Source organism: Daejeonella lutea (assembly GCF_900168015.1).
GTDB classification, from domain to species: domain Bacteria; phylum Bacteroidota; class Bacteroidia; order Sphingobacteriales; family Sphingobacteriaceae; genus Daejeonella; species Daejeonella lutea.
On record NZ_FUYR01000002.1, the window covers coordinates 788,905 to 813,271 of the forward strand.

The window sequence follows — 24,367 nt, forward strand, 5'->3', positions numbered from 1 at the left end:
GAATTAGGAAAGTTTTTTCCGCATCACATAATCATTCAGAACAAACTGGTGGTATGGGATGTCTACAGTTTCAGCTATCTCGAAGCCCATTTTCTCGTAGAAACCCAGGGCAGGGTTGGCCCGGTTAACGTTAAGCTCAACCTGCGGTATGCTTAACTCGCGGGCTATGCTAGTGAGATATTCTATAAGATTTTTTCCTGTTCCTTTCCCCTGCTCTGACGGGAGGACATAGATCTTATGGATCTTGAGCACCGCCTCATTTTCTTTCGAATAACCGGCAAAAGCTACATTATGATTTTCTCTTTTTACCAGGATGAATTTCATTCCGCTCTGGATCTGTTGCAGAAGTGCATCTTCAGAATACATATTCTTAAGCATGAAACTGATCTGTTCGTCGGATAGGATGGGACGGTACGTCGGCCACCAGATCTTTTCAGCGAGTTCATGAATTACCGGGATGTCATCCGCAGTCGCATTTACTATTTCCATCAGATTTTTTCTGAAATGAATATAAATGGCTGGTCGAACGTAAATGAATAGAAACCGTCCTTTTCGGTTTCCATGAAGTGCTCGTCTTTTGATACCAGACCGCTCGTACTTAAATTATGTATTTCATGTAGTAATTGCACACTTTCACCAGCCGGTTGCCATTTACTGAAACCCGAGCGGACGGGAAAGATCTTTTGGTCGGCTATGAAGACCACTATGTCGATATCATCGACAAAAAGTGCGTAGTCTTTAAGCATAAACTCTGTGGTGATAATATTGACAGCCGGATATCCTTCACCAACCAGGAATTTCAGACAGTCCTCCAATGGATCCTTATCTGTTAGAATTATACGGGTGTTTTCCTGGGCTAGAAAATCTGGATTCTTCGTTAGCACGCCGTCTACCTTTAAAGCGAGTGAATCGGCCAACTCATAGATATCCTCATGGACAATAACCGTTGGGCTCCATTCCAAAATCTGTCCCAGGTTCTCACTATCAAAGCCATCGAGGCTCATTATTAACAACGCTGGCTCTTGCTTTTCGCGGATGATGTGGTGTGAAGACATAAGACAAACTTAGGGATATTGGAATAAAGAACAATGAGCAAAGAACAAAGATTATGCCCGGCTCAGCTTCAGTTGGGCAGATGTCCTTAGTCTTTGTTCTTTGATCCTTGCTCACAATCTCTCAATGTGTCTTTCTATAAAATTCCTTTAATGCCTGCCCGGGATCTTCGGCGTGATTCACAGCCGCAGAAACAGCGATGCCGTATATGCCTGTTGAAAGCAATGAATCTACGTCACCGATATTCACACCGCCAACCGCCAGAACCGGAATGTCAAGGGAATTTTTTTGCATATTTTCTGCGATATGAGTATAGCCTGCCACACCTAAGTGGGGGTAATCATTGGGCTTTGTTGCGGTGTGGCTGAATGGTCCGCATCCAATGTAATCCACGACTCCGGAATGCGCTATTCGCTGTATATCTTCGATTGAATTTGCTGATGCGCCAAGCGTTTTTTCGTCGCTAATAATGTTGCGTATAGCAATAAAATCAGCTTCCATATTTTCAAGATGAACACCCTGCGCATCAACTTTATCAAGGAGATGATAGTGGTTGGTCAGAATGAGAGTCGCTCCCCAGTCGTCGCAGATTGAAGCAATTTGATGAAGTTCCTTTATTAGACCTTCGTCATCCTTGCTAAAACAACGGTATTGGATCCAGTTGGCACCCGCTTTACATGCTATTTCCGTTTGTTCAATATGGCTTCTTGATGGGAGGTCATGGGTGAGGTAATGTAGCTTTGAGATGTATTTTTTCATAATCTAATCTTATTATGGAAGTCCCCACTTTCGTGGGTATAACAGCATTGTTTTAGCTCCAGGGGTTTGAGATTTGCGGCTTTTGAGCCGCAAATCTCAAACCCCAAGTTTCTCGAAGCAGCCTGTCATTCCCGTGAAAGCGGGAACCTACTTCATTTGCCAATTATTTCCAACGGCTGGTTTTAGTTAAAACTTCAAACTCAATGAAAGTAAGAAATTACCCGGTGCCTGCGTAAAATAATAGTTCTCTGTTGTGAATGCACCGCCATATAGATAGCTAAAGGTATAGCCATTCGACTCGTACTTCTCAGAAAGTACATTGTTTACAAGCAAAGTTAAGCCGATGGTTTTCAAGCCTCTGAACGATGTATTGTATGACAGCCTAAGATCATTCACGAAGAATGCGTCTAACTTCCTGGCAGAGTTTGATGTATTATCAAGATATTGGTCGCTTACATACTTACTCAACAAAGCAAGCTCGGTGCGCTTGAAAGGACGAAAGCTTAACTCACTTGAACCGATGAATTGCGGAGAGAACGCCAGATCGACATCGTTGTAATTATTAACGATTTGTCCTCCGTTATCATAATCATCTACAAATTCAGTGAAGTTTTTAATTTTATTATCACTTAATGATGCGGTGAGTCCCCATGCAAGGCTCCGGCTTAACTGCAGCCGGCTATCAAGCTCAATACCGATGCGGTAACTATCCTTAACATTCTGCCGGATATACTCACCCACATCATTGATCTTTCCAGTGAGTACTAACTGATTGTTGTACATCATCGCGTAAGCATTCAGCCCGCCTGCAAATGTACCTTTACGAACCCTATAGCCAGTTTCAATATCCAATAAGTTCTCAGAGAATGGCCGCGAAGCAGGAGTGGAATTTACATAGTCATCACGGTTTGGTTCTTTGTTAGCTATTGCCAGGGACGCATAAACATTGCTGGAGGTGTTGAGCTGGTAAGTCAGGCCAATTTTAGGATTGAAAAAGTCAAGCTGGTCATTCTGAGCCAGTGTATTTCTATTCTTATCAGTGCCCGAGATCTTATAATTAATTGACCGGTACTGAAGATCGGCATACAGGTTCAGGTCGCCAATACTATAATCTGCCTTTAAATAGGTGTTGAAATCCTTCTTCAATCCGTTTCCCTGGTAATAACGCTGAAGATTAAGGTTGACCGGAACAAATTGGCCCCGGATTACCTCACCGAAATGGTCGCCATCATATTCGTTATATGCACCACCAAAGGTGAGGTTAACAGCAGATGCAGGAACGTAATTTAATGAATAAGTGAAACCATAAAAATCATTATCCAGCCACCGCCGCCTGATAAGATCGCTTTCAGAAATGGTAGTTCCGCCGACGGTGTATGGAGCGACGCCATAGTTAGCCAGGTCCTGATCTTCTTTAAACTCCTCATAATAGCCTTTGCCGCGGGTGTAATGCAATGCTGCATTTGCTGAGAATGAAGGCGAAATTGTTTTGGAATACAGTAGCTGGTAATGATTCTGGACGTAATTATCCGTTTGATCATCGTAGCTAAAACTGTTGAATGTGCGGTTGGTATTAAGCAGATTTTCCGGTACCCCATTCCAGGCCTGATAAGTCTTTTCAGAACCAGAAAATACATTTGCACGGAGCAGGCTGCTTTTGCCATAATAGGCGCCGCTTAGGAAATATGATTTTAGGTCAGACGAGCCACGGTCAATGTATCCGTCAGACTTGATCCTCGACAAGCGACCGTCAAAGCTTAATTTATTGTTTATAAGACCGGTCCCAACGTTGACGGTATTCTTCAAAGTTTGATACGACCCAAATGTGTTATTCAATTCTGCATAAGCAGAATCGCGGCGTGTGGTTGTTTGGATATTCAGGCTGCCGCCAAAGGCTCCGGCACCATTGGTAGAGGTACCAACTCCGCGCTGGATTTGAATATTATCAACTGAAGATGCGAAATCGGGCATATTCACCCAAAAAGAGCCCTGGCTTTCAGAGTCGTTATAGGGGATTCCATTCACCGTGACATTTACCCGAGTGGGGTCGCTTCCGCGGATGCGAATGCCAGTGTAACCAATCCCGTTTCCGGCATCGGAGCTTACAACCACTGAAGGCGTCTGATTTAACAGAAAAGGAAGATCCTGGCCAAGGTTATTTTTCTCCAGTTCTTCTTTGCTTACATTTCGGTAAGTGGTGCCAGAGTTTTCGGTTGCCCGGGTGGATCGGACCAATACTTCGTCGGCGAGCATGCTATTCGGACTCAGCTCGACATTTAGCGTGATATTGGCGTTTAGGTTGATATTCTGGACTTTGGTTTCGTAACCAAGGAAACTAATCCGGATGACGTATTTACCTTCTTTGAGATTTTTTAAAGTATAGCTTCCTGTTTGGTCGGACTGAGTTGACATATACGAGTTCTCAACGTAGATGCCTGCCCTGGCTAATGCGGTTCCAGTTTGTTTGTCCGTAATTTTTCCGGTAATAGAAAATTGTGCTGAAGCCATGAACGGCATCAGGATCGCCGCAGCGATAAATAAGAATTTTTTCAAAATGTATAAATAAAACTAGTTAAACATCCTGCATAGTGGGGTTCTATACAGTTCCTTAACATTACCTCCCTCCGCCGGCATTATCCGGATCAGGTGCTTCTTAAGTTGACAGTTGACAGTGGACAGTTGACAGTTCGCGCTAAACTCTCAACTCTCAACTCTCAATTCTCCACTCTTGAATGGGTTTAATCTCAGCCTGTTTTTGTGTTTGATTTCGCAAACAAGGCACCCCTTATTGATGACGCAAATGTAGGAATAATTATTACCTTGGATTAAAGAAGTTCGACATGACAATTAAAAATGCACTTCAGTTTCGCCAGGATTTAGTTCTGCCGGCAACTATGGCGATCTCCCTGAGCCTGTTAGGCTTTTATATTGATGAGGGTAAATACAACTTTGATGGAATATCCCGACCGGATAATTTGCTATTCCTGAGTGTTTATGTGACCATATACTTTGGATTCCAGTACTTAGTTAAGCTAGCTCTTGAACAATTTTTAGGCACTGGAAAATCTCAAAGATTAATTGCTGGTGCACTTGCCGCTTTAAGTTTGCCCCTCGCTATCGGATTATTTTTATGGATTGTAATGACCCCATAATACTGCCTTAATCCCCTGACTTCTAACTGAACCCTGCATAAAAATGCAATTTATTGCACCCCAAGTTTTTCAAAAAACGTACTTTTGGCACTTTAACGAATTTTATGCTCAGAACACATACTTGCGGAGAACTAACCATCAACGATTTAAATAAAGAAGTTACGCTTACCGGCTGGGTGCAGAAATCCCGGGATCTCGGGGGAATGACCTTTGTTGATATGCGTGATCGGTACGGTATAACGCAGTTAACGTTTAATTCTGATGATAATGCAGAGCTGCGAGCACAGGCAAGGGATCTGGGACGCGAATTTGTAATAAAAGTCACCGGTAAAGTTATCGAGCGCTCCAATAAAAATCTTAAAATGCCAACCGGTGAGGTTGAGATTAAGGTATCAACAATGGAGCTTTTGAATAGTGCTAAGCTGCCTCCGTTCCTAATTGAGGATGAAACGGATGGTGGCGAAGACCTGAGAGCCAAATACAGATATCTTGATCTCCGTCGTAATCCAGTTAGAAATAATCTGGTATTGAGACATAAAATGGCTCAAGAAGTCAGAAAATATCTTGACGGGCTCGACTTTATTGAGGTTGAGACGCCAGTTCTTATTAAATCTACACCTGAAGGAGCACGTGATTTTGTGGTCCCAAGCCGGATGAATCCAGGTGAGTTTTACGCTCTGCCGCAGTCTCCTCAAACTTTTAAGCAGCTTTTGATGGTATCTGGTTTTGACCGTTATTTCCAGATCGTTAAGTGTTTCAGGGATGAAGATTTGCGTGCCGACCGTCAGCCGGAATTCACCCAAATTGATTGCGAAATGGCCTTCATTGAACAGGAAGATATTCTGAATGTATTTGAAGGGCTGATCCGCACATTATTTAAGAACGTTAAGGATGTTGATCTGATTGACGTTCCGCGCATGCAGTATTCGGATGCAATGCGGCTTTACGGATCTGACAAACCAGATACACGGTTTGAAATGCAATTTGTTGAGCTTAACGACATCGTTAAAGGGAAAGATTTCCCAGTGTTCGACAATGCAGAATTGGTCATTGGGATTAATGCTAAGAACTGCGCAGAATACACAAGAAAGCAGCTGGATGAACTTACGGACTTTATCAAACGTCCTCAAATTGGTGCTACCGGATTAATTTACCTCCGCCACAATAGTGACGGAAGCCTGAAATCTTCTGTTGATAAGTTCTACAACGAAGGTGAGCTTAACAAATGGTCGCAGATGTTTGATTCGAAGCCTGGCGATCTTATGCTCATCATGGCTGGCGTGAAAGATAAAGTTCGCAAGCAATTGAGCGAGCTGCGCCTGGAAATGGGTAACCGTTTAGGCCTGAGAGATAAAAATGTGTTCGCGCCCCTTTGGGTCCTTGATTTCCCTCTTTTAGAATGGGATGAAGACACTCAGCGTTACCACGCAATGCACCATCCATTTACTTCGCCGAAACCTGAAGATATAGCCATGCTTGACACCAATCCTGGAGAGGTCAGGGCTAACGCATATGACATGGTCATCAATGGTACTGAAATTGGCGGAGGTTCAATCCGGATCCATGACCGTGCACTTCAATCTTTGATGTTTAAGCACCTTGGTTTTAGCGTGGACGAAGCCCAGAAACAATTTGGATTTCTTCTGGATGCTTTCGAATATGGCGCCCCTCCGCATGGTGGTATTGCTTTTGGTTTCGATCGTCTCGTTTCCATTTTCGCCGGATTGGATTCCATTCGCGATGTTATAGCTTTCCCTAAAAATAATTCGGGCCGTGATGTGATGATCGATTCACCTTCGACAATTGCAGAGGAGCAGTTGAAAGAATTGAAGATTAGCACGACAGTCTAGAGAATCAAGTTTCAAGTATCAAGTATCAAGATTTCCACAAGGCGCATCGTAGATTTAGAGAGGGCGTCAATGAATAAGTGGGAATCGATCTTGATTCCTGATACTTGGCTCCTGATACTATTTTCCTAACTTTAAATCATGGTAGATCGTCGTAAATTTCTCAAGGCAAGTTCCCTTGCTGGCGCTTCAATGCTGGCAGGCAATTCTTTTGCCGGAACTCCTAATTCCCCTTTTAAGGCAGTCCTGGATAATCCCATCGTAATCTCAACCTGGGATTTTGGTGTTGCAGCAAATGCAGCTGCTTGGGATGTGCTTAAAAATAACGGGCGAGCGCTCGACGCTGTTGAGAAGGGGGTTCACGTGCCTGAGGCAGACCTGAATAATCAAAGCGTTGGGAAGGGTGGTTTCCCTGACCGGGATGGCAAAGTCACCCTTGACGCCTGTATAATGGATGAATTTGGGAATTGTGGCAGCGTAGCTGCTTTGGAGAACATCGTCCATCCAATATCTGTAGCGCGTTTGGTTATGGAAAAAACTCCGCATGTGATGCTCGTGGGTGAAGGAGCTTTGAAATTTGCCCGGCAACAGGGCTTTAAGGAAGAGAATCTCCTAACGCCTAAGTCTGAAAAGGCATGGAAGGAGTGGCTTAAGAAGTCAGAATATAAGCCAGAGATTAATGTAGAGAATAAATCATTTCGTCCCGACAAGCTGCCGGGCAATAAGTTCAACCATGACACTATTGGTATGCTTGCGATAGACGCGAAAGGAAACCTTTCCGGCGCCTGCACAACCAGCGGAATGGCTTTCAAAATGAGTGGGCGTGTAGGCGATTCACCGATTATTGGTGCGGGACTATATGTTGATAACGAGATCGGTGGAGCGACATCAACCGGAGTTGGCGAAGAAGTGATCAGGAATGTAGGAAGTTTCCTGGTCGTGGAGCTTATGCGTCAGGGTTATTCACCTGAGGACGCTTGCAAAGAAGCGGTGATGCGCATCATCAAAAAGAAGCCGGAAATCGCAAAGGAGATTCAGGTGGGATTTTTGGCGATCAACAAACAAGGAAAATACGGCGCTTATGCCATTCAGAAAGGCTTTAGTTTTGCTGTCTGCGATAAAAAAGACCAATCTTTATTGATTAAAGGAAAGAGTTATTACTGATGAAATACACGCTGGAGATCTGTGCAGGTTCTCTTTTATCGGCATTGAATGCCCAACAGGGAGGTGCTGATCGCGTAGAGCTTTGTGATAATTTATATGAAGGCGGAACTACGCCATCATACGGTATGATCAAAACCTGTATCTCACTGCTCGACATTCCATTTTTTCCAATCATCCGGCCGCGGGGTGGGGATTTCGTGTATTCTGATGCTGAATTTGACGTGATGAAGGAAGATATTCTAACTTGCTCATTACTTGGATGTGAAGGAGTGGTATTTGGTATCCTTCGTCAGGATGGGACTATAGATAGTGAGCGATGTGCCGAACTTGCAGCAATTTCGGGATCAATGCAGTTGACTTTTCATAGGGCATTTGATCGCTGCATTGATCGGGAAAACGGACTGGAGTCCATTATTGATATGGGCTTCCATCGGGTTCTCACGTCAGGCGGAGCGGATCAGGCCGAAGGAGCTATCCCAGAATTAGGGCGTCTGGTAAAACAAGCAGGGAGCAGAATCAGTATAATGCCGGGTTCAGGAATAACCCATCACAATTTGCTGACGATGGCAGACATGACGGGTGCTTTTGAATTCCATAGTACGGCAAAGAAAAAAATTGATCTGGAAAATAAAACTCCACCGAAAAACCTTGATACACAATATCCTTATGAAACAGATGTTTCAATAGTAGCTAAAATGCGTGCAATCCTCGACGCAGCTGATCCACTGAGATGAAGATCAAACCTACCCACATCAGCACAATTACCTAGCTATTTATATCTTAGCGGTGATGAACCGCATAGACCGCATCTCCGCCATTCTTATCCATCTGCAATCACGGAAGGTTGTAAAAGCGCAAGACATCGCAGATAGATTTGAAATTAGCTTGCGAACTGTTTACAGGGATATACGAACCCTTGAACAAGCGGGCATTCCTTTGATCGGAGAAGCTGGAATGGGTTATTCCTTAGTTGATGGCTATCGCCTTCCACCCGTCATGTTTAGTCCGGAGGAGGCCCTTGCCTTTCTAACTGCGGAGAAACTTGTCGCCCAATTGACCGACGGCCCCAACGCGGTAAATTACAGTTCCGCAATGTATAAGATTAAAGCGGTACTAGATGAAGATAAGAGGGAACTACTGCAGAATATTGGCGATCACATTGAGGTGTTCAGGCGTCCTGGTGAAGCTGGAATTCAGCCAGATCTCAATCTGATGCAACCCGTGTTGAAGAGCATTGATCAAAGAAAGGTGTTGCAGATAAAATACCATGCGCGATATAATCAACAAAAAACACAGCGTTTTGTAGAACCTTTGGGCGTATTTTATTCCGAAAATAGCTGGCATCTCATTGCATTTTGCCGGATGAGAAACGATTACCGCGACTTTAGATTCGACCGCATATATTCAATGGAGCTGACTCAAATCGATTTCTCTAAAGAGCATCAGACTTTGAAAGAATATCTGGCGCGGTATGATGTCGAAAGCCCGGAAAATCAAAGCCTGCCTCTCGTTATCATAAGGGTAAATAAAGATAAGGCCTACTGGCTTGAAAATCAGAAATATCATCAGGGTTTTATATCTGAAACAGACGAAAACGATGGGATAGCGATGAGTTTCTTATGCTCATCACTGCATGGATTCGCCCGATGGTTTATGATGTTCGGCGATCATGCGGAGGTCATACAGCCGGAGGCATTAAAAGACGAAGTACGTAAGTTGATAAAGGTGGTTTCGGAAAGGATGGAGAAATAATCAGGAACTAAGAAGGCAGAAACAAAACTTCGACAAAGCGATTGATACTTTAATCCAAAATGAGATTGTGAGTTGAGAGGTCTACCTATCCTAATTCCTGATACTTGGCGTTAAAAAAGTATTTTACTGCTAACTTCTTTATCGATAGTTATATACCCAGGGTATCTTACCAGTTTGCCCCCAACATCAATGGTTGGTTTTATCTTAATGGTAACCACGCCTTTTCGTTCAGCGGCACCACTTTCTCCACCTCTTACAAAATCCAGGATTTCTTCCATAGTTTTTCCGTTTGAAAGAAAAGAATAGATATTTGAATTTACACGTACAGGAACTGTTGTTGTGCCCCCCGGCTGAATACTTACTTTTTGATTAACAAAACCATTGGCGATTTCCTGATTTTTAATGAGCACAATATACTCGAACTGGTTTATTGCAGCTTCGGTAGAGGTTGGATTAGTAATTGCCAGATTGACCCGAGCTTTCAAGGGTATGTTTTTGCGGAATAGGGCGAGAGCCAGTTCCGGCACATTTCGTAGTTCCAGAGTTTTATTTTTTACCAGGCGACTGATATCCCTGCCCGCAAGGTAAATGCTGTCAGCTGAACTGATCTCATAAGTACATTTTTCCAGAGCCTCTATTTGCCTTGCTTGTTTATTTAATCCGCAGCCTGCTGCTAAAACTGCAAGCAGGATAACGATTGATAATCTTTTCATGGTTTATATATTGCTGAATTCGTGCCAAACTTATTCATTTGCCTGATTGTTCATAGTAATTTGTTCTTGGACATTAGCTAAATTGCTTTCCTAAATCAAGAATCAAAAAAAGCTTCCAATGAAATCCTTAAACGTCATTCTTATATTAATTAGTCTTTCAGTTCTATCGGTCCCATCGTTCAGTCAGCATAAAATGTCCATCTTTTTAAGTAACCATACTTTTTCGCCGGGCAAGACTGAGATTGGTGATGTTCACATCAACTCAGGGGAGAATGCTGTATTTAGGCTTAAAGGAAAGAATGCAAAAAGGTTCATGATACGTGATAACAGATTGTCGATCGTAGAAAAACATATTAATCAAGAAGTTAAATGGTACGACCTAACAATTCAGGCGAAAACACCGTCGTCAAAAGTAACTGAAACATTTAGAGTTGTTCAGGATCAGTTTAACAGAAATAAGGTAATTGCTCACCGGGGGGCATTTAAAAACACTGGTGCTGCTGAAAACTCAATTGCTTCCCTCCAGCATGCCATCAGGCTTGGCACGCAGGGATCTGAATTCGATGTTCATATGTCGGTCGATTCGGTTCTGGTAATAAATCACGATCCGACGATACAGGGCCTTACTATTGCAAATACCACGGCTGCCCAGCTGGGAAACTTGAAATTATCAAGTGGAGAAAACATGCCCACACTTGAAGCCTTTCTTAAAGCGGGACTTAATCAGAATACAACTAAGCTGGTCCTTGAAATCAAACCAACTACAAACAAAACCAGGGCTTTACAGCTGGCTCAAAAAGTAGTTGCCATGGTCAAAGAGCTAAAAGCTCAGGCATGGATCGATTACATCAGCTTTGATTATAACATCTGTCTTGAAGTACAGCGCCAGGACCCTTATGCGAGGGTTGCTTATCTGAATGGGGATAAAGCGCCGGCGGTATTAGCTTCAGATAAGCTTTGGGGTTTTGATTACCATTTTAGTGTATTTCAAAAGAATGAAAACTGGATTGAGGAGGCCAAACAAAAAGGCCTTACCATAAACGCCTGGACCGTGAACGACGAAGGCATGATGAAGTGGTTTCTCGACAAAAAAATAGACTTTATAACCACAAATGAACCTGAGTTGTTGCTTAAGCTGGTTGCCAGGTAGTTTGAATCTGGATCATACACTTACCATAATGGCGTCATCGATATGATGCTCCCCCAAGAATTCGTACCTTTGAAGCTTGAAAAAAAGGTCAAAAAAAGAGCACAACCTATTCCAGCAACTTCGGGTATTCGCTTCGCTTATGCGACGCTCTTTGAGCATTTTAAAGGCGAATGACCCTTTGCGCATGGCTGCCGCTACAGCTTTTTTCACGACTTTCGCACTTCCTCCAATACTTATAATTTTTACCCAGTTCTTTCGGATTTTTGTCGACCCTAATGAGCTTAGCTCCGAACTTATTGAGCGTCTCGCGCATATTTTGGGAACTAAAAGCGCGCAGCAGGTTGAAGTCACACTCGATGCAGTAAGTGGCTTGAGCCATGCATGGTATGTAACGGTTCTTGGATTTATTTTTTTGATGTTTGTAGCCACCACGCTGTTTGATGTTATAAAGAATTCATTGGGACAGATTTGGGATATTCGCATTAGGCCGCATTCAGGGTTTATATTTCGTTTAAAATACCGTCTCAGGTCTTTAATTATCATTTTTCTCGCTGGCATTCTCTTTTTTGCTGGGTTATTCCTGGAAGGTTGGCAGGCTGTTCTTGGCAATTATATTGATGAACTTTGGGGCACCGGAGGATTATTTTTAAACAGAGTTCTTAATGAACTGGTGTTTGTAATTTTTGTAAGCATCTGGTTTGCCTGCCTTTTCCGTTTTCTTACCGTTGGACGTCCAAAATGGAAAATTGCGCTTGTTAGTGGATTTTTCACGGCAATATTATTTACAATTGGTAAATGGATCCTGGGGTTTTTATTAATAAACAGCAATATCAGCATGTTGTACGGTGCTTCAGGCTCGATGGTACTGATCATGTTATTTGTCTTTTATTCCGCGCTCATATTTTATTACGGCGGGTGTTTCGTGAGGGTTTTGAGTGAAGTGTATGATAGGCCGATCCGGCCAGTTAAGCAAGCATTTAAGGTGGAAACGCTCGAGATAAAACTTTAGCACCAACTCACTCCCTAGTTTCGCCTTCAGGCACGACCTTCCTTTAAGCTGGGTCGATCACTAACGATTGAAAATAATTCTGAAAATTCATTTTTCCTTCATGTTTGCACTCGACCTTTATATCATAATCTCGTATATATAATTAATCGAGATCAGTTATTTGGCTTTTTGAGATAGGAAATCCAGCGTTAGAAGGTTAATGTTCGCGATAAGAACCGGTTCCGTGGAACTTAATATTCTAAATGCTTCTATCATATATAATAATCTGAAATACCATAATGATTGTTTGCCTCATTTTGAGGCAAACTTTCTTTATTTTTGTAAGGGATGAGTCGTTTAAATTTTTGTCATATCGCTTTCGTTGCTCTTTTTGCTGCGATAATGCCGTTAACGTTAACGGCAGCAAATGGTGATATGGATAAACCGTTAAGACGTGAGTTGGCCGAAGTGATATTGCCGATGTTCCAGGATTCCACTGCAAGAAAAAGACCCGAAGGAAAGCGGCAGGAGCAGCCCGAAAAACCGCCTCAGGATGTGCAGGACGAAAGGCTGAAAGAGGCTCAAAGGCGTTCTATAAAGCAAGTACCGAGATCCATTCCTAAGTTAAAACCACAACCAGTTCCTGATCGTGGGATCAGAAGACCGCCGATGAAAGCACCTAAAAAAGGGTACGGGGGTCATCGTTTTTAGCATTCTCATTTGAGCCTTCCATGAAAGTGAAACTTACTTTTCTATCACTTTTTGCGTTATTTATTGGCACGTCTCTCTTTGCACAGGATACAACTTTGCGGAGTACTACTTCCGCAGTGAGAAGCCCATCATTGACTGTTGCCGCCATTTATGGGAATAACGCTAATTATTACGGACAAACCGCCGAAGAAAGACTTCCTTACTTACTCACCAACGGTTCATACAGGCTTGCAAATGGAATTTACTTTTCTGCCAGCGGGTATCGTCTCTTAACTTATGGTCAGCCTATGCTTGCAGAAGTTGACTTATCGGCTGGCTATGAGGCAGAACTTGCAAAGAGCTTAACTGGTTCCTTTGGTTACACCAGATCTTTCTTTGCAAAAAACTCACCCTTATTGCAGGCCACAAACGAAAATACTTTGAGTGCGTCTGTGATTTACGACTGGAACTTTTTAAAATCTGCTTTGAGTACCTATTATGCGTTTGGGACTTCGAACGATGTTTTTTTAACCTTGAACAACTCTAAATCGTTTAATCTTGGCAGTATTTTAAGTGATAAAGATTATATTTCGTTTGAGCCAGGTTTTGAAATCGCGAGTGGTACTGTTCAGTACCTGGAAGAGTACATCGTCAGGCGAGATAACCAGGGACCAATGCAAGGTGGTCCAAGATTTCCTGAATATACTACCCTGACACGTTCTGCAAGTACTTTTGATATGCTTTCTTATAGCGGTACTCTCCTTTTAGGATATAACCGAAGTCACTATTTAATGGAAGCAGGATATCAGCTTTCGTTCCTGGGAAGAAATATTTCCGCAACCAACAGAAAGCCGCGCTCATTTTTTAATTTGAGTTTATATTATCAATTCTGATTGTGAAAGTACTGCTGATAGAAGACGAAAAAACCCTCGCATATGAGATCGAGGCATTCCTAAAGAAAGCTTTTTATATCTGTGATCTGGCACATAATGCCCGTAAAGGCCTAGAAATGCTTGGAATGAATCCTTATGATTTCATTCTTCTGGATCTGGGATTACCTGATCTGGATGGTTTGAAAGTCCTGCAGGAAGCAAAGAAACTTAATCCCGATGCGGCCTATATTATTCTTACAGCCAGGGGAAACATCGAGGATCGTATTATTGGCCTTGACCTGGGTGCTGATGACTATCTGCCGAAGCCGTTCTCTCTATTAGAACTTCAATCCAGAATGCAAGCCATCTCCAGGAGAAAATTTAATCTTAATACCCAGGAAATCACCTTAGGAGAGTTTGCCATTGATCTTCAAAAGAGAATTGTTAGCCATTCCCAGCGCGAAGTGGAACTTACCAGAAAAGAATTTGACCTTCTTAGCTACCTTCTCCTTCACAAAAATCGGGTCTTAACTCGCATGCAATTGAGCGAACATATTTGGGGATCTTTTGCAGATGATGATTACGATTCTAACTATATTGATGTTCATATAAAAAACATCCGTAAAAAGCTTAGCGCTTATGGCCCGGTCGAATGGCTGGAGACCGTTAGGGGTGTGGGTTATAAAATAAGAAAGCATTAGTGAAACTTATAAGCAAGCTAACTTTATTCGTTACACTATCGAAGCTTGCTGTCGTATTGCTTTTTGTATTTACTCTGCCGTACCTCATAGGTGGAATAGCCCGTGACTACACTGATTCATATCTTCTCCAGCAAAAGCAAAAGGTACTGGAGGTTGTTACTAAAAATGGTGTCAATACTTATTTACAAGGCAAAGAGAGTTATGGTAGCTATACCATGCTTGCAGAAGAATATATTTCATTGGAACCGACTGAAATGGTTGATGAGTCTGATACTATTTTCACGGCTGAACGGATCATAGAAAGCGATACCTTAAATTATCGCGTTCTAACCCATGCTTTTCTTGCAGGTGAAAAAAAGTATTTAATGGAAGTAGGCAAAACGATTGCGACTATTGATCAGTATAACCGGCCCTTGCAAAAGATTGCAACCTACGTTCTTCTTGGACTAATTCTTTTCACCCTTATCATCGACCTTTTCTATACTCGTTTTCTCCTGCGCCCATTAGGTAAAATCATCCGCACAAAGATCAGTAATCGGAAATTTCCTTTCAATGAAAACTCCGTCCCGATAAGAACGACAACAACCGATTTTAGTTATCTCGACACTTCACTCATTAACCTGATGCAACAGATTCACGAAGCTTTTGAAAAAGAGCGTGAGTTTACCGCAAACGCGTCACATGAGCTTATGACGCCTATCGGAATTCTTCAGAATAAGATCGAGAATCTGATGGGCGAGCCTGAGGTAGGCGAAATGGTTCAGGAACGTCTGATAGGAATGCAGAGAACCTTGAACCGCCTTAAGCGTATTGTCCATTCGCTCTTGCTTATTTCGAGGATTGAGAACGACCAGTTTAGCAAAAACGAATCTATCTCCATGTATGAGCTCTTTGACGATATTCAGGAGGAGATTAGTCACCGGCTTAACGATAAAGAAATAACAATGGAAGTTGATATCTCAAAGAACATTGTTCTAAAAGCCATAAACCGGGATCTTATATTTCAGTTGATGTACAATCTTATTAATAACGCTATCCGCTATAACAAGCAAAATGGTACTATCCGCATTTCGGACAAGATGATGGCCGATGGTGGGTGTGCCATAACGATCAGTGACACGGGTATCGGGATTCCTGACGAGGATATAGGCACGATTTTCAATCGATTCAAAAAAGCTAACAAATCTGAGGAAGCTGGTGGCTACGGCCTCGGCCTTTCAATAGTTAAAAGCATTGCCGATTATCACGCAATAACTATCAGCCTTAGCTCCGAGGTGAATAATGGGACTGAGTTTGTTATCAACTTCCCATGTGAACTCGTCCAATAGGTCTGGGAACTCCACTTGTTCGTCGTCTTAAATGCGGCGTTGGTCTTAAATTCCTCACCTTACTGTAACCAATTTATTTTGCTGTCGTCTTAACAATAGATCGAAAAAGGGAATTCCTTCGGAGTTTGCTTTTAAAAACGAGCTAAATGCTCATCGAGTTTATTTTTAAGATGTCATTATGAAACACAAGTACTTTACGATAACATTCATTTTTCTAACCATTTTCTCTGTTCTGACAGTTAGTGCACAGACCCGAATAAGCGCAGCAAAAATAAAAGGCAGGGTTCTGGATGAAACAAAAAAGCCTCTCGATTTCGCCACAATCAGCCTGCTAAACGCATCGGATTCGGCGCTCGTTAGAACTGCCGTTAGCGGCCTTGACGGAAGCTTCTTGTTTGAAAATCTTTCTGCGGGAAATTATAATGTTAGCGTCAGCATGGTGGGATACCGAAAGCTAAAAACCAAGGACTTTACAATAACTGAAGCAAGTCCTGCCAAAGATCTGGGTGAAATTTCCGTTATGCGGGATAATAAAATGCTGGGAGAGGTAACTGTCCGAGCTGTTAAGCCATTTATTGAACGAAAAATTGACCGTCTTGTAGTGAATGTCGAAAGCAGCAGTGTTGCAACGGGCTCGACCGCCCTCGAAGTATTACAAAGAGCTCCTGGCGTTACTCTGGATCAAAATGACAATATAGCCATGCAGGGTAAACAAGGCGTTTTGGTTATGCTTGACGGTAAGCAGACTTACATGAGCAGCGCGGATGTGGCAAATATGCTTCGCAATATGCCGAGCTCGCAGATCGAAACTATTGAATTAATAACTAACCCATCGGCTAAATACGACGCGGCAGGTAATTCAGGTATAATTAACATCAAAACCAAAAAGAGCAATACCGTGGGGACTAATGGTACCTTAACTGCGGGAGCAGGAATGGGTGACAATTATCGTGGAAATGGGGGCTTATCGCTAAACCATCGCAATAAGAATATAAATTTGTTCGGAAACTATAACTACTCAACCCGCGAGCAGGGTCAGAATATGATCATCGACCGGATTGTGTCGGGTTCAAATGTGACAACATACTTTGGTCAGACCGGTAGTTTCATCCGAGATAATGACAACAACAACTTCAAAGCAGGACTTGACATTTTCATCGATAAAAAGAATACCCTTGGTTTCCTTGTTAATGGCTATTTAAATTCCGGATCGGAACTGTATAATAACACCACGCTGATAGGGCGTTCATTTACTCAAACGGATTCCTCGGTTATCGCTATAAATGATGCAAGCAGCAGGTATAGAAGCATGGCTTATAACGCCAATTACAAAACAATCCTTGATACCGCTGGAAAAGAGTTGTCTATTGACCTCGATTATTCAAGATATAAAGGCAATGAAAATACTCTGTACGACAATCATTTTTACAATGCCAACGGGTCGGTAACAGCACCTTCTTTTATACAGAATAATACCCCTTCGATCATTAACATCAAGGCAGTAAAACTGGATTATTCAATGCCATTCAGTAAAACTATGAAGATGGAAGCGGGTTTGAAAAGCAGCTGGGTGAAAACGGACAATGATTTCCAATTCGAAAGGCTTCTTAATAATACCTGGCAAAATGATCCGGGAAGAAGCAACCAGTTTATTTATGATGAAAACGTTAATGCAGGGTATCTAAACCTTAACAAACAATATAAATCTACAAGTGTCCAGTTAGGTTTGAGAGCTGAACAAACGAACTCTAATGGTAATTCCATCACCACGGCAAAAGAGGTAAAGCGTAGTTACATAGATATTTTTCCCAGCGTTTTCATAAATCAAACGCTTTCAAAAAATCACGATTTAGGAGTTTCCTATAGCCGGAGAATCGACCGCCCTAGTTACGATGCTCTTAATCCGTTTATGTTCTTCCTTGATCAGTATACTTATAATCAAGGTAACCCCTTCCTAAATCCTCAGTACACGAACAATTTCGAATTAAGTTACAACTACAAGAAAACATACAGCCTTACATTTAATTACAGCCTGACCAGAGACGTTATAACTCAGGTTTTGCTTCCTGATACGGCTAAGAAGGCTTTGTTCCAAACTAATGAGAATCTGGACAAGCAGATCAATTACAGCATGAACTTAAATGCGCCGATATCGCTTAGTAAATGGTGGAGCACGAGTAATAACACCTCGGTATTCTATATGGGTTTCCGCTCACCAAATCTTAGAGGACAGGAGCTCAATTCCGGAAGGGTTGTTCTGCAGTTAAATTCACAACATAAATTCATAATCAGTCCATCCATAACGGGAGAACTTAACGGTGATTATACTTCGCCGCTGGAATACGGTACTTTGAAAATCAGTTCTCAATACGGATTGGATCTGGGACTAAGTAAGTCTTTTATGAAGAAAAAGGCTAATATCAAGCTGGCGCTGAGTGATATATTCGATACTAGAGAGCAAAAGATCTCAAGTGCTTACGAGGGCCTCAATTACAACCTGGTACAGAAGAATGAAACCCGTATAGGGAGGGTAACTTTTACTTACCGATTCGGTAAAAGTGAAATAAAACCTGAACGCCGGCGCTCGACAGGCCTGGAAGCAGAACAGAGCCGTATTAAAAATTAAATTTTAGTTTAGTTGATTGGTTGGAAGGTCCCGGGGTTAGAACGGGGCCTTTCTTTTTGTATCGTCTTTAATGATTTCATAGATATATAGGATTATCATGCGTACCGAGAGGCGATAATTAAAGTACATCTTTTAGAACGGCCCAAACATTCTCAGCTAAAATCTTGTGCCCCTCAGGTGTGGGATGTATACCGTCACCCTGATTCAGTTTAGACACACCACCCACATTTTCCAACAGAAAGGGCACCAGGGCCATATTGTTTTTATCAGCAATCTTTTTGAAGATGATACTGAAATCCGTCGCATACTTCGAGCCCATATTTGGTGGAACCTGCATGCCAGTCATGACTAGTTTTGCATCCGGATATTTAATTTTTACCTGGTCGACAATAGCCTGGAGGTTTTTTTCCGTTTCGGAAACAGGGATACCTCGGAGCCCATCATTCGCACCAAGTTCCAGGACAAAAACATCAACTTTTTGTTTAAGGATCCAGTTAATTCGCGCCTTTCCAGCAGCGGTAGTTTCACCACTTAAACCAGCATTGGTAACTTTATAGGGGAGGTTTAAAGAATCAATTTTATCACCAATAAGGGCGGGAAATGCTTCCTCAGGCTCTACACCAAGACCCGCGGTCAGAGAGTTTCCAAAAAAAAGGATGTTCTTCGTTTGAGCATTGTGTGATGTGCTCTGACTATCGTTCTTGATAGTTTCAGTTTTATCGTTCGAATTCCCACCACAAGAAGTTAAAATAAATAGTGAGATTGCCAGGCAGAAGATGTTTTTGTGCATAATTATTTTTATAGAACGCAAAATTACAATTTATGCTTTATAGATTATGCTTATTCCCGAACAGTCCCTGCGTGTAACATCTTCCGGAAAATATGATCAAACATGGGCAGTATTTTTACAATACGCACACTCTCACTACTTTCAAATTCTTTATTTTGCAAAGGCACTCAAATAAAATAACATTAGGCAATTACGCGTGGATATTATCTTAAACATTCAAAATCTCACAAAAACATATCAAAGTGGCGGCAATACACTTACCGTCCTAAATGATATAAGCTTCGAACTCGAATCGGGTTCCACGATGTCAATTGTAGGCCCATCAGGAAGCGGAAAGACTACACTGCTTGGCCTTTGTGCTGGTCTGGACCGATCAAGTTCAGGTATGGTAGAACTTAATCATATAAAGCTTAATAATTTAAGTGAGGATCAGCGTGCGCAGGTGAGAAATCAGCATGTGGGTTTCATATTTCAGAATTTCCAATTGCTCCCAACCTTGACTGCTATTGAAAACGTAATGGTTCCTTTGGAGCTGAGGGGAGAAAAGAATATCCGTTCGCGTGCGGCGGACCTCCTAGACAAGGTGGGTCTGGCCGACAGGGGCCATCATTATCCCAGCCAGCTTTCAGGAGGGGAACAACAGCGTGTATCGCTTGCGAGGGCTTTTTCAAACTCCCCGAAAATACTTTTTGCTGACGAACCTACCGGCAATCTTGATGCGGAGACAAGCGAAAAAGTGGTAAAGCTGATCTTCGACCTGAACAAGGAAGCTGGTACCACCCTGGTTTTAGTAACGCATGACCTCGAGCTAGCAGCTAAAACTCAGCGAATATTACGGGTTAAGGGAGGATCACTAATTTCCGACGAACTAACTACCACCGAAACACCTGATAAAATCAATTATGCCGGTAGATAAAAATGCACAATCCGGTATATCCAGGTCGCCGTTGAATTTTAGTTGGTTGGTATTAATGGCTTGGAGAGACAGCAGGAGAAGTCGTTCCCGCCTTTTTCTTTTTATATCATCAATAATTCTTGGCATTGCTGCGCTTGTGGCAATTTATTCATTCGAATATAACCTCCGTCAGGATATTGACACTCAGGCCAAGGGCTTACTTGGAGCAGATATGGTCATCGAGACCAACAAGCCAGTTAAGAAGGACATTCTTCCGGTGCTTATGACGTTGGGTACAGAGCGTTCCGAAGAAAGAACATTTGCATCCATGGTATTTTTCCCAAAAAATCAGGGAACAAGGTTAGTAAACGTGCGGGCTTTAAAAGGGGGATATCCGTATTATGGTAGTATCGAAACAACCCCATCCAGTGCGGGTCGATCTTTCCGCGATGCGAAGGAGGCCCTTGTAGATAAGACACTGATGCTGCAATTTGATTCAAATGTAGGCGACTCTGTCAAGGTTGGGGAACTCACGTTCAAAATAGCCGGGATACTGAACAAAGCGCCTGGTCAAACTGGTTTTTCGGCGTCAGTGGCCCCGGTAGTTTACATCCCTTTGCGATACCTGGAACAAACTGGTTTGTCTCAAAAAGGCAGTAGGATCAACTACAACTTCTATTATAGATTTGATGATAATGTAAATGTTGATGTTTTAGCTGATAAGCTGGAACCCCGGCTTGAAAAAGCTGAAATGGATGCGGAGACGGTAGAATCCCGGAAAGAAGATACGGGGCGCTCCTTCGAAGACATGACGGAATTTCTTGCACTTGTCGGTTTTGTTGCTCTATTGTTAGGATGTATAGGGGTTGCCAGCGCGATTCATATATACATTAAAGAAAAGATAAATACCATCGCGGTTTTGCGCTGTTTGGGGGCTAGTTCAAAACAAGCATTCATTATATATCTCATACAAATCGTTGGCATTGGGATGGTTGGTTCTTTGATAGGTGCAGTTTTGGGAACCCTGATTCAGCAATTCTTGCCACTGGTTCTTAAGGACTTCCTGCCAGTGGAAATTACTGTGGCAATTTCATGGGCAGCCATAGCTCAAGGTTTACTGCTTGGTTTAGTCATCTCTGTTTTGTTTGCGTTGCTGCCGTTAGTTTCGGTAAGAAATATATCACCTCTCAACACCCTCCGCCTTTCTTTTCAGGAAACTTCCTTATTTAAGGATCCCGTGAAATGGCTTGTGTATGCAATAATTGTCCTGTTCGTGTTTGCTTTCACTTATTTGCAAATGGGCTCGATCAGAAAGACCATTTATTTTACCGGGGGCGTGTTGTTTGCTTTTATTGTACTTTCTGCTTTGGCTTACGCCATGATGTGGCTGGCCAGGAAATTCTTTCCGTCCTCCTGGAGTTATCTTTGGCGCCAGGGATTCGCTAATTTATTCCGTCCTAATAATCAGACTCTAATTCTTGTGGTTTCAATAGGTCTTGGAACAGCGTTTATATGCACCTTATTCTTTGTCCAGGATATCCTGATCAATCGTGTGACCATGTCGTCAAGTAAGAATCAACCTAATATGGTTTTATTCGACATTCAGAGTGAACAAAGACAAGCTGTTTCCGATCTTACCAAAAGGATGAATCTGCCAATTATCCAGGAAGTGCCAATTGTGAACATGAGGATGACGGCGATAAAAGGACGGGATGCCTCCAGCTTCAAAAAAGACACTACTGCATGGAGTGCACAAAGAGCTCTTGAACGTGAGTATAGAGTGACCTACCGCGATAGCCTTAGTGATTCTGAAAAAATAATAGATGGGAAATGGTCAGGTAATTATTCGGGATCAAATGCCGTATCTGTTTCACTGGAAGAGGGTTTCGCCAAACGTATTGATGTTAAAATCGGTGACAAGTTAACATTCAACGTTCAGGGTGCACCACTTGAGACGGTTGTCGGGAGCATTCGTAAAGTGGACTGGAATCGTATTCAAACCAATTTCTTATTGATATTTCCTAAGGGGGTATTAGAAGAAGCACCCCAATTTCATGTATTACTGACACGTGTTCCTTCAAACGAGATATCAGCGAATTTTCAGCGTGTAGTAGTAAAAAATTACCCAAATATTTCCATGATAGACCTTGGCCTTGTGCTCAGTGTGCTTGATGAGATCCTCACCAAAATGGGCTTTGTTATTCGCTTTATGGCAGCATTCAGTATAATTACGGGATTAATAGTCTTGATTGCTTCTGTATTGATAAGCAAATACCAGCGCATCCGTGAAAGCGTGCTTTTAAGAACTCTGGGGGCCAGCCGCAGACAGATTCTTGTGATAACGGCTTTGGAATATTTCTTCCTAGGTGCTCTGGCAGCGGGTGCAGGAATTATTTTATCACTGCTCGCGAGTTGGGGACTTGCTAAATTTAGCTTTGAAACGAACTTCTCACCAGAAATTCTGCCAGTTCTGGTATTGTTTACTATAATCTCTGGTTTAACAGTTCTGATTGGATTGTTTAATAGTCGGGGTATATTAAATAAGCCACCACTGGAAGTTCTGAGGAGTGAGGTCTAATACATGGTGATATGCGGGTAATAATATTCATTGGTATTGGAAGCTTTATTGGAGGTGTTGCTCGGTACCTCCTTTCACAGCTAATTCAACCCAAAGCATTTCCCAACTTTCCTTATGGAACACTAGCTGTGAATATTATTGGCTGTTTCCTGATTGGGATTGTTTACGGTTTAGCACAACGGTCAGGGATTTCGAATGAATGGAGATTATTCCTTATGACCGGGATACTAGGTGGTTTTACTACATTTTCTGCATTCTCGCTGGAAACTATCACGCTGATGAGGAGTGGCCACACACATGAAGCGTTCCTCTATGTAGCCGTCAGTATCATAATAGGCCTGTTGGCAACGTGGTCAGGTATGTTAGCCGGAGGAATTACACGCTAAACAATGATGTAGTGTTTGGCAAAAAATAATGTTGTTAAAGTCGAATCCAGCCCATGGATCCATCAATTTTAGAGATCACTACTTGAGAAAGTATCACCCTGACTTACATCACCTGTTTCATATCCTTTTTTGAACCATTTCATTCGCTGCGCCGATGTGCCATGTGTAAATGAATCAGGCACAACATGACCCTGAGATTGTTTCTGAAGCCTGTCATCACCAATAGCGCTTGCTGCAGTTAATGCTTCTTCAATATCTCCATCTTCCAAAACACTTTGGCCGTCCTGCTGCAGGTTTTTTATATAGTTGGCATAGATTCCGGCATAAAAATCTGCCTGTAGTTCCAGTTTAACCGACAGGCGGTTATATTCCGCTTGGCTGACCTGACCACGCATGCTTTGCACCTTATCTGATGTTCCCAGTAAGTTTTGAACATGATGACCGACCTCATGTGCTATAACATAGGCCATTGGGAAATCACCGCCTGCTCCGAAACGGTTTTTAAGTTCTTCCTGAAAGGTTAGATCGATATACACTTTCCGATCTGTGGGGCAGTAGAAAGGACCTGTAGCAGAACTTGCTGATCCACAGGCTGACGAAACAGAATTATCAAAAAGCACGATAGTTGGTTCTTCATAATTACTTCCTCTTTCTTTGAAAATTCCCGACCAAAGCTCGTCCGTATCGGCTAATACCACGTCTGCAAACTTACCCGCGTCATCGCTGGGCGAGCCAACTTTACCTTCCTGTTGTGTCGCCTCGCCTATCGGAAGCTGACTTAAGAGCTGTGTCGCTTCAGGGCCAAAAAGCAAACCTAATATCACTACCAGAATTCCGCCGCCACCCAGGGCTAAACCTCCGCCACCCATGCCGCGGCGATCGTCAATGTTTCCGCTTCCGCGTCTGCCTAACCATCTCATAAG

Annotated in this window: 22 protein-coding genes; 15 read left to right on the plus strand and 7 right to left on the minus strand. The window is 42.5% G+C overall.

Going from position 1 to position 24,367, the window contains the following annotated elements; all coding sequences use genetic code 11:
- Nucleotides 1-3: 3 nt before the first annotated feature.
- The 4 genes from B5X60_RS12620 to B5X60_RS12635 all read right to left on the minus strand — a co-directional run bounded on the left by B5X60_RS12620 (nucleotide 4) and on the right by B5X60_RS12635 (nucleotide 4,365).
- Nucleotides 4-489: a GNAT family N-acetyltransferase gene (locus B5X60_RS12620; RefSeq protein ID WP_079703045.1), complete on the minus strand. Its 486-nt coding sequence runs from the start codon at nucleotides 487-489 to the stop codon at nucleotides 4-6.
- A complete protein-coding gene (locus B5X60_RS12625) occupies nucleotides 489-1,055 on the minus strand; it encodes a thiamine pyrophosphokinase (protein WP_185116635.1) in 567 nt (188 codons plus the stop codon). Before B5X60_RS12625 ends, B5X60_RS12620 begins: the two co-directional genes overlap by 1 nt.
- Before the next feature lie 121 nt (nucleotides 1,056-1,176).
- On the minus strand, nucleotides 1,177-1,812 hold the full coding sequence (locus tag B5X60_RS12630; protein ID WP_079703046.1) for a thiamine phosphate synthase: 636 nt from the start codon (nucleotides 1,810-1,812) through the stop codon (nucleotides 1,177-1,179).
- Nucleotides 1,813-1,998: 186 nt separating this feature from the next.
- A complete protein-coding gene (locus B5X60_RS12635) occupies nucleotides 1,999-4,365 on the minus strand; it encodes a TonB-dependent receptor (protein ID WP_317043754.1) in 2,367 nt (788 codons plus the stop codon).
- Nucleotides 4,366-4,652: 287 nt separating this feature from the next.
- Between B5X60_RS12635 and B5X60_RS12640 the strand changes: the two genes are divergently transcribed.
- The 5 genes from B5X60_RS12640 to B5X60_RS12660 all read left to right on the plus strand — a co-directional run bounded on the left by B5X60_RS12640 (nucleotide 4,653) and on the right by B5X60_RS12660 (nucleotide 9,727).
- Complete coding sequence (locus B5X60_RS12640) at nucleotides 4,653-4,964, plus strand: hypothetical protein (protein ID WP_079703047.1); 312 nt, start codon at nucleotides 4,653-4,655, stop codon at nucleotides 4,962-4,964.
- Nucleotides 4,965-5,068: 104 nt separating this feature from the next.
- Nucleotides 5,069-6,814 (plus strand): aspartate--tRNA ligase, encoded by a 1,746-nt coding sequence (gene aspS / locus B5X60_RS12645; protein ID WP_079703048.1) that lies wholly within the window; start codon nucleotides 5,069-5,071, stop codon nucleotides 6,812-6,814.
- A gap of 138 nt (nucleotides 6,815-6,952) precedes the next feature.
- Nucleotides 6,953-7,975, plus strand: a complete 1,023-nt coding sequence (locus B5X60_RS12650; protein ID WP_079703049.1) for a N(4)-(beta-N-acetylglucosaminyl)-L-asparaginase — start codon at nucleotides 6,953-6,955, stop codon at nucleotides 7,973-7,975.
- Nucleotides 7,975-8,709: a copper homeostasis protein CutC gene (locus B5X60_RS12655; RefSeq protein WP_079703050.1), complete on the plus strand. Its 735-nt coding sequence runs from the start codon at nucleotides 7,975-7,977 to the stop codon at nucleotides 8,707-8,709. The genes B5X60_RS12650 and B5X60_RS12655 overlap by 1 nt, the downstream gene beginning before the upstream one ends.
- Nucleotides 8,710-8,764: 55 nt before the next feature.
- Entirely contained in the window at nucleotides 8,765-9,727 is a 963-nt protein-coding gene (locus tag B5X60_RS12660) for a helix-turn-helix transcriptional regulator (RefSeq protein WP_079703051.1), read from the plus strand.
- A gap of 110 nt (nucleotides 9,728-9,837) precedes the next feature.
- On the opposite strand, the gene B5X60_RS12665 is transcribed toward B5X60_RS12660, so the two are convergent.
- Nucleotides 9,838-10,440 carry an LEA type 2 family protein gene (locus B5X60_RS12665; protein ID WP_079703052.1) on the minus strand — a complete coding sequence of 201 codons (603 nt, stop codon included), beginning with the start codon at nucleotides 10,438-10,440 and terminating at the stop codon, nucleotides 9,838-9,840.
- 118 nt (nucleotides 10,441-10,558) lie between these two features.
- On the opposite strand from B5X60_RS12665, the gene B5X60_RS12670 reads away from it, so the two are divergent.
- The 7 genes from B5X60_RS12670 to B5X60_RS12700 all read left to right on the plus strand — a co-directional run bounded on the left by B5X60_RS12670 (nucleotide 10,559) and on the right by B5X60_RS12700 (nucleotide 18,795).
- On the plus strand, nucleotides 10,559-11,590 hold the full coding sequence (locus B5X60_RS12670; RefSeq protein WP_170878447.1) for a glycerophosphodiester phosphodiesterase: 1,032 nt from the start codon (nucleotides 10,559-10,561) through the stop codon (nucleotides 11,588-11,590).
- Nucleotides 11,591-11,666: 76 nt separating this feature from the next.
- A complete protein-coding gene (locus B5X60_RS12675; RefSeq protein WP_139377466.1) occupies nucleotides 11,667-12,599 on the plus strand; it encodes a YihY/virulence factor BrkB family protein in 933 nt (310 codons plus the stop codon).
- Between the two features lie 327 nt (nucleotides 12,600-12,926).
- Nucleotides 12,927-13,289, plus strand: a complete 363-nt coding sequence (locus tag B5X60_RS12680; RefSeq protein WP_079703054.1) for a hypothetical protein — start codon at nucleotides 12,927-12,929, stop codon at nucleotides 13,287-13,289.
- Nucleotides 13,290-13,309: 20 nt separating this feature from the next.
- On the plus strand, nucleotides 13,310-14,161 hold the full coding sequence (locus tag B5X60_RS12685) for a hypothetical protein (RefSeq protein WP_079703055.1): 852 nt from the start codon (nucleotides 13,310-13,312) through the stop codon (nucleotides 14,159-14,161).
- 2 nt (nucleotides 14,162-14,163) lie between these two features.
- On the plus strand, nucleotides 14,164-14,841 hold the full coding sequence (locus B5X60_RS12690) for a response regulator transcription factor (protein ID WP_079703056.1): 678 nt from the start codon (nucleotides 14,164-14,166) through the stop codon (nucleotides 14,839-14,841).
- A complete protein-coding gene (locus B5X60_RS12695) occupies nucleotides 14,841-16,169 on the plus strand; it encodes a sensor histidine kinase (protein WP_079703057.1) in 1,329 nt (442 codons plus the stop codon). The genes B5X60_RS12690 and B5X60_RS12695 overlap by 1 nt, the downstream gene beginning before the upstream one ends.
- A 178-nt stretch (nucleotides 16,170-16,347) precedes the next feature.
- A complete protein-coding gene (locus tag B5X60_RS12700) occupies nucleotides 16,348-18,795 on the plus strand; it encodes a TonB-dependent receptor domain-containing protein (protein WP_079703058.1) in 2,448 nt (815 codons plus the stop codon).
- 118 nt (nucleotides 18,796-18,913) lie between these two features.
- On the opposite strand, the gene B5X60_RS12705 is transcribed toward B5X60_RS12700, so the two are convergent.
- Nucleotides 18,914-19,585, minus strand: a complete 672-nt coding sequence (locus tag B5X60_RS12705) for an arylesterase (RefSeq protein WP_079703059.1) — start codon at nucleotides 19,583-19,585, stop codon at nucleotides 18,914-18,916.
- Between the two features lie 196 nt (nucleotides 19,586-19,781).
- Between B5X60_RS12705 and B5X60_RS12710 the strand changes: the two genes are divergently transcribed.
- Genes B5X60_RS12710 through crcB form a run of 3 tightly spaced genes read left to right on the plus strand, consistent with a single transcriptional unit; the run spans nucleotide 19,782 to nucleotide 23,444 of the window.
- Nucleotides 19,782-20,501 carry an ABC transporter ATP-binding protein gene (locus tag B5X60_RS12710; RefSeq protein WP_079703060.1) on the plus strand — a complete coding sequence of 240 codons (720 nt, stop codon included), beginning with the start codon at nucleotides 19,782-19,784 and terminating at the stop codon, nucleotides 20,499-20,501.
- A complete protein-coding gene (locus B5X60_RS12715) occupies nucleotides 20,488-23,058 on the plus strand; it encodes an ABC transporter permease (RefSeq protein WP_221406244.1) in 2,571 nt (856 codons plus the stop codon). The genes B5X60_RS12710 and B5X60_RS12715 overlap by 14 nt, the downstream gene beginning before the upstream one ends.
- An 11-nt stretch (nucleotides 23,059-23,069) precedes the next feature.
- Nucleotides 23,070-23,444, plus strand: a complete 375-nt coding sequence (gene crcB, locus B5X60_RS12720) for a fluoride efflux transporter CrcB (RefSeq protein ID WP_079703062.1) — start codon at nucleotides 23,070-23,072, stop codon at nucleotides 23,442-23,444.
- A gap of 68 nt (nucleotides 23,445-23,512) precedes the next feature.
- Here the strand turns inward: crcB and ypfJ are convergent, their stop codons facing one another.
- Entirely contained in the window at nucleotides 23,513-24,364 is an 852-nt protein-coding gene (ypfJ, locus tag B5X60_RS12725) for a KPN_02809 family neutral zinc metallopeptidase (RefSeq protein ID WP_079703063.1), read from the minus strand.
- Nucleotides 24,365-24,367 lie beyond the last annotated feature (3 nt).